This is a genomic window from Ilumatobacter sp., from assembly GCF_041688325.1.
Taxonomy (GTDB): Bacteria; Actinomycetota; Acidimicrobiia; order Acidimicrobiales; family Ilumatobacteraceae; genus Ilumatobacter_A.
The window spans coordinates 1-6,078 of record NZ_JBDNIJ010000462.1; the positions used below are offsets into that span (position 1 = coordinate 1).

Annotated in this window: 3 protein-coding genes and 1 pseudogene; all 4 read left to right on the forward strand. The window is 65.3% G+C overall.

Annotated features, from left to right (window positions below):
• On the forward strand, window positions 1–1,573 hold a 1,573-nt coding region (locus ACH2EI_RS22120; protein ID WP_395161625.1), incomplete at its 5' end, for a hypothetical protein.
• Window positions 1,570–4,200 carry a BREX-2 system phosphatase PglZ gene (pglZ, locus tag ACH2EI_RS22125; protein WP_395154360.1) on the forward strand — a complete coding sequence of 877 codons (2,631 nt, stop codon included), beginning with the start codon at window positions 1,570–1,572 and terminating at the stop codon, window positions 4,198–4,200. The genes ACH2EI_RS22120 and pglZ, both read left to right, overlap by 4 nt.
• Before the next feature lie 226 nt (window positions 4,201–4,426).
• The gene (brxD, locus tag ACH2EI_RS22130; protein ID WP_395154359.1) at window positions 4,427–5,749 is read left to right on the forward strand and encodes a BREX system ATP-binding protein BrxD; all 1,323 of its coding nucleotides are present in this window, start codon (window positions 4,427–4,429) and stop codon (window positions 5,747–5,749) included.
• Between the two features lie 75 nt (window positions 5,750–5,824).
• Window positions 5,825–6,078, forward strand: a pseudogene (locus tag ACH2EI_RS22135) (DUF433 domain-containing protein); the annotation flags it as partial.

The following is a 6,078-nucleotide window of genomic DNA, read 5'->3' on the forward strand; positions in this document are numbered from 1 at the left end:
CGACCAGAGCGGCAAATCACCCGACGACGACCTCGAACGGCTCGACGCCTGGACCGACGCCCACGACCCGTCGAACACCGTGTGCTGGCTTCCGTCGTTCTTCAACAACGAAGGCCTGACCGCACTACGGAACTTCGTCGCCGTCGACGAAGTACTCAAGCTCGACCGGTTCGAGCAGCACACCGGCCACCTGTCGGCCAGCCAACGCGCCGAAGCCAAGCCGATCATCGAAAACCTGCGCAACCAGCTCGCCGCTCAGCTGAGCGAAGCAATCCTCTCTGCATATGGCGTGGTCAATACGCCCAGTTCCTTCGTCGACACCGCCCACTCGCTCACCCAGCACTACCGGAGCCTCGCCCCCGCCGTCTCGGTGCGGCCCACCACCGAGCCGACAATGAACGGCGCGCTCGGCCAACTCTGCGACCAGGTCTTCACAGCGCTGTACCCGGGCCACCCACACTTCGACTCGAAGGTGACCGCTGCTCAACTCCGCACAACATGGACTGAAACCAAGCGGTCACTCGCCGACGACGACGGACGTGTTGTGGTCGAGAGCAGCAACCGTGCGGCGTTGCGTAATATCGCGAATGCACTGCAGCTCGGCATGATGCACGAGTCGCACTTCAAGCTCGGCGACTATTGGTACAACGAACTCGACCGTCATCTCAGCGCGGCGACCGCCGATGGCGGCACGTCAACCGTGGGCGACATGCGGGCCCGGATCGACACCGTGAGCGGCGGGCCGCGAGGGCTCGACCCGAAGGTCGCCGACCTCGTGATCGCCACCGTCGCAGCCCAGTCCGATCATCGCATGACTGACCACGGTGCCACTGTCGAACCCGAATTCTCGCGCCAACTCTCGGGCGACACGCTCATTGTGAAAGAAGATCTGCCGACCAAGGAACGTTGGGCTGCCGCCGCCGAGCGCGCTGCGATCATCTTCGGCATCACGGTCAGCAAGCGAGTGAACGGCCCCGAAGTCGGCTCCCTCGCCCGCCAAGCGAAGGCCAAGGCGAACGAGCTGGTCATTCCGGCAGAAGACCTGGTGGCCCGTTGCGGCGCCGCGTACTCCAGCTGGAGCCTTGACGCTGGCAACCGCCTCGACACGGCCAGGGCTGCACGCGATCTGGTACTCGGCCTCAAGTCGGCGAGCGACGCCGAAGTGGTCGAACAGCTCGCCTCCTTGCGCGCGCTAACGAGCAATGAGGCTGTCGCGAAGAGCCTCACCACCGCCCGCACCGTCGCCGCCGCACTCGGGCGGGCCAACCTCGATTTGTGGAGCACGGCTCGGCCCGTCGTGGAAGCGCCCGCCACCGAGGCGTTGACGTCAGATGAAATCGTCACCGGGTTCGAAGCTGCCGAACAGGCCATCGAAACGCAAGCGACGAACTACGTGAGGTCACTCGCTCCCCCAGTGGGCGACAAGCCCATGCCTCCCGTGCCACCCGTCGGTGCCACCTCGCGAACCGTGAAGTCCGAAGCAGAGTTCGACGTCGTCGTTGGCGAACTGCGTGATGAGGTTCGGTCGCACAAGTCAATCACGGTGACCTGGACTGTCGAGGACGACGCGTGACGCTTCCCGTCGTCACTCGAGCACAGCTCGAACCGCTGCTCGACCGGCTGATCGACCCAGCCGTCGACCCGGCACCGCTGCTACTCGTGCGCGCCGACCCAGAGTCGGCGCCTGCTGAGGTTTCGGCCGGAGGCCGGACAGTGAGCATCGTGGCCAGCTCGTCACCACTGGAAATTCGAGCGCATGCAGCTCGGCCGCGTGACGTGCCACTCATCGTGCTCACCGGCTGCGACTCGGCAACGCTCGGCGACGACCTACTCGCGCGAGCTGTGAAGCGCAAGCTGCACACGGTCAACAGGTGGGAGACCGTGTCGCAGCTGTTCGGCGCCGATCATGTGTCGCAGGCCCTCGCCGCACACAAGTACCTCGCCGACGCGCTGATCGAAGCCCGGCCAGTCGTTGGCTACCCCGCCATCACCAACAAGATGCTCGACCTCGATACCGCGCTCGATGCGCTCGTCGAGCGGCTCCTCGGGCTCACCGAAACGACACTCATCGACATTTTGCTCTGGGGTACCCAGCCATCTGCTGCGCGTGCCGTTCGGGAATCATCGAGTGACGTGATCGATCAACTCGAACGTCACCTGGCCGCCCGATCAGGGCCCGGCGTCACCGTCGTCTTCACAGCACTTCGAGCAGGCAAGAGCGCAGAGCTGATGCCCTTGTGCCTCGCTGCCGACGTGATCTTCAGCACCGATACTCCAGCGCTGGACGCCCGGCTGCGGCTCGAACTCGAGCTGGGCGAACCCGGGCTCAGCGACGAGGCCTATCGCGATGCGAGCACCGCCGTCGTTCGCTACCTCGAGGACCCGCGGACCGACATTGGCCGCACTGCCGCGTGGCTGACCGCCGGCGACCGGCTGGTTCCGCAGTGGGGGCTAGCCGCCAGTGCTGCCCGGTCCTCGGTCTTGCCCATCGGATTCGTCGCTCGCATCGCGAATGCAGCTCAGGCGCTCACCGCCTGGAAGGCCCAACCAGCCAGCGACGCACTCGCTCACGAAGCCGAGAACGCCATCACGGTCGTCGAAGCCCACATCGGATTCCGCGAAGAGCAGCGCCGGGTGCACCGACTTCGCATGGCGCAGCGGATCATTCGACGCGGCTTCGAACTACCAGTGGCAACCACCACCGCTGACGCTTTCATCGGCTACACCGCCGACGGAGCCTGGCTCGATCGTGCCCGCACCGCCGTGTCACAAAGCGATACCGAGCCAGGCGCAGCAGACCTGTACGCAGCACTGACCGTAGATGCCGACGCAGCTGTCCACGAACGAGCTGCGGCGCAGTCGGGCGTTCTCAAGGGTGCTGCACAACCTCTCGGCGACCGGCTCATCGGCATCGAAGACGTGATCGCAACCGTCGTTGCGCCACTCGCATTGATCACCCCCACGCTGGTCGTCGTACTCGACGGCATGAGCTGGCCCAACTTCACCGAGGTGCTCGACGTCCTCGGCCGACAGGGGTGGACCCCGTACGCGGACGGAGCCGCCGTTGTGCGGAAGCCGGTCGTTGCTGCGCTCCCGACCGTGACCGAATTGAGCCGGACCAGCCTGCTGTGCGGGCGCCTCCGCAGCGGCGACAAGGGCAGTGAGGGTCGAGCGTTTCCCGCTCACCCTGCGCTGCTGGCAGCGAGCGACGCGCAGCGTCCGCCCGTGCTGTTCCACAAGACCGACCTGCGCGTCGGCGGGCTCGACACCATTGCGCACGAAGCGCTGGCGACCATCAGCGATCCGCGTATCAAGGTCGTGGGCATCGTGCTCAACAACATCGACGAGCGACTCAAGGACGTCACCCAACCACCTTCAGGCTGGGGTCTCGACGAACTCGCACCGCTCCGCGAAATCCTCGAAGCTGCCCGCAGCGCCGGGCGTGCCGTCGTCCTGACAAGCGACCACGGCCACATCCTCGAACGCAAAAGCGAGCTCCGCCAAGGTGGCGGTGACGGTGGCGAACGCTGGCGAAACACCGGCACCGGCCCAGCAGGCGCCGGGGAGATCCTGGTGAGTGGGCCGCGGGTCGTCGACAACGATCACGCCGTGGTGCTGCCGTGGGTCGAGCAGCTGCGGTACGGGCCGAGCAAGAACGGCTACCACGGCGGCCTCACACTCGCCGAAGCCACGGTGCCGCTTGCGGTGTTGAGCAGCGAGGATATCGACGGCTGGGAGCCCACCTCGATTGATCCGCCCGCGTGGTGGAACGCAGCCGATGTGGCCGAAGCCCCGGTCAAGGAAGCTCCGCCGGTTCCTGCGCAGGCCAAGAGCGCCAAACCGGCCGCCCCATCGCTGTTCGACCCAGAACCCGAGGTCGAGGTCGAGGTCGGAGTGTCGACCGCGTCGGTTGCCATCAGCGCGATCATGGCGTCCGAGTACGTCCAGTCAAAGATCAGTTCGTCGCGCCTCGACCCCGTCGTCGTCGAGAAGATCCTGGCTATTCTCGATGGCACCGGCGGAACCTCTCTTGCTGAGGCCCGCGTGGCCGAACGTGCTGGGGTGCCCAAGGTCCGTATCGGGCGCATGCTCACGCAGATCCAGATACTGCTGAACATCGACGGCTACCTCGTGATCGATGCTGCCAACGGCCACGTCAAGTTCGACCGCCCACTCCTCGAACGGCAGCTCAACCTGTGATCGGCGTTGCAGCTCGGCTACGTCCACCCGTCAGGTGCGTCCAACGGCCGATGCTCCCGCGCACCCGACCTCCTTACGCTTGTGATGTGGTAGACCATGTCTCAATCACCGCCGGACATACCGTGTTCACTCCCGGTCTGCCGGTCCAGACGGCCCTCCGCTTCGGCAGAGGGTCTGTCTCTTTTTTCGGCCAAGTGCAATGTCGTCCGCCAGGAGGGCCAAACCGATGATCGAGATCTCACCGCAACGACGTACCGAGATCCTCGATGCCTTGCGTCGCGGCACCGTTCCCGCCCAAGGGCTCGACGCTCTCGCTGTCGGGCTGGACCGGTTCATCGACACCTTCGACGAAGAACTCGATCGCGTTGCCTCGGGTGCTGGCGTGTTCAAAGCCATCCGTGGCGAGTACGGCGCGGGCAAAACGTTCATCACGCGCTGGCTCGCCGAACGCGCCAAGGCGCGCGGGCTCGCCACCTCAGAGGTGCAGATCTCCGAGACCGACACGCCAATGCATCGGTACCAGACGATCTACCGACGGCTCGTCGAGCAGCTCTCCACCTCCACCGTCCGCACCGGCGGGCTCCGCACCGTCATCGACTCATGGTTCTTCGCGCTCGAAGACGAGGTGCTCGCTGGCGGCGACGTTGATCCCAACGACGGCGACGCATTGACCGCCCGAACGACCGAGTTGATGGAACAGCGGCTCGCCGAAGTGACTCGAACCGCGCCGGCGTTCTCGGCCGTGCTACGCGCCTACCTCGCGGCAACCAACGCCGGTGACCGGCCAGTTGCCGACGGCTTGATTGCATGGCTCGGTGGACAGCCGCATGTTGCTGCATCGGTGAAGAAGTCCGCCGGCATCAAGGGCGACCTCGACCACGACGCCGCCCTCTCATTCCTCGCCGGGCTGTTAACCATCCTGCGCGATGCCGGATTCGGTGGGCTCGTACTCGTGCTCGATGAGGTCGAGACGATGCAGCGGATGCGTTCCGACACGCGCGACAAGGGGCTCGAAGCGCTCCGCAAGTTCATCGACGATCTGTACGAAGGCCGGTTCCCTGGCCTCTACCTCGTCATCACCGGCACACCGGCTTTCTACGACGGAGCACAGGGTGTGCAGCGACTCATCCCGCTCGCGCAGCGCATGCACACCGACTTTGGTGGCGACCCGAAGTTCGACAACCCTCGTGCAGTACAGGTGCGGCTGCAGGGCTTCGACCTCGATGCGCTGGTCAACGTCGGTGCCCGTGTGCGCGACCTGTTCGCTGCTGGCGCGGACCATCCAGATCGAGTCATGTCGCTGTGCGACGACAGCTACCTGCTGGCGCTTGCACAAGCCGTCACGGGCGAACTCGGGTCCAAGGTCGGCGTGGCGCCACGCCTGTACGTCAAGAAGCTCGTCGGCGAAGTGCTCGACCGAGTCGACCTGTTCGACGATTTCGACCCACGCAGGGATTACAAGCTGACCGTGGCTGACACCGAGCTGACCGTCGTTGAGCGCAACGCCCGGGCCGCCACATCGCCCGACGACATCGAGCTGGAGCTGTAGGTCGGGCGAACCGTCAGCCACTGTGTGACAAGCGCCGCGTATATTGAAGGCAAGCTCAACGATCGGAGGTGCAGAGTGAAGGATCAACGATTCGAAACGCCGCTGTACACCGTCACCCAAGCTGCCCGGCTCGTCGGCATGAGCCCGTCGACGCTGGCGACTTCGGCCAAGGGCTACGAACGGCAACGCCCAGGTAGCGCCAGCGTGTCTCAGGGTCCGGTGATCACGGCGATAGAGGCCGATCCGGGCATGCCGTCGATCCCTTTCATCGGTCTCGTCGAGTGCACCGTTGTCGAGGCATTCCGTCGTAGCGGCCTCCCCATGCAACG

Coding starts and splice junctions, on each gene's coding strand:
- brxD (WP_395154359.1), top strand. CDS start 4,427: ATGATCGAGATCTCACCGCAACGACGTACCGAGATCCTCGATGCCTTG.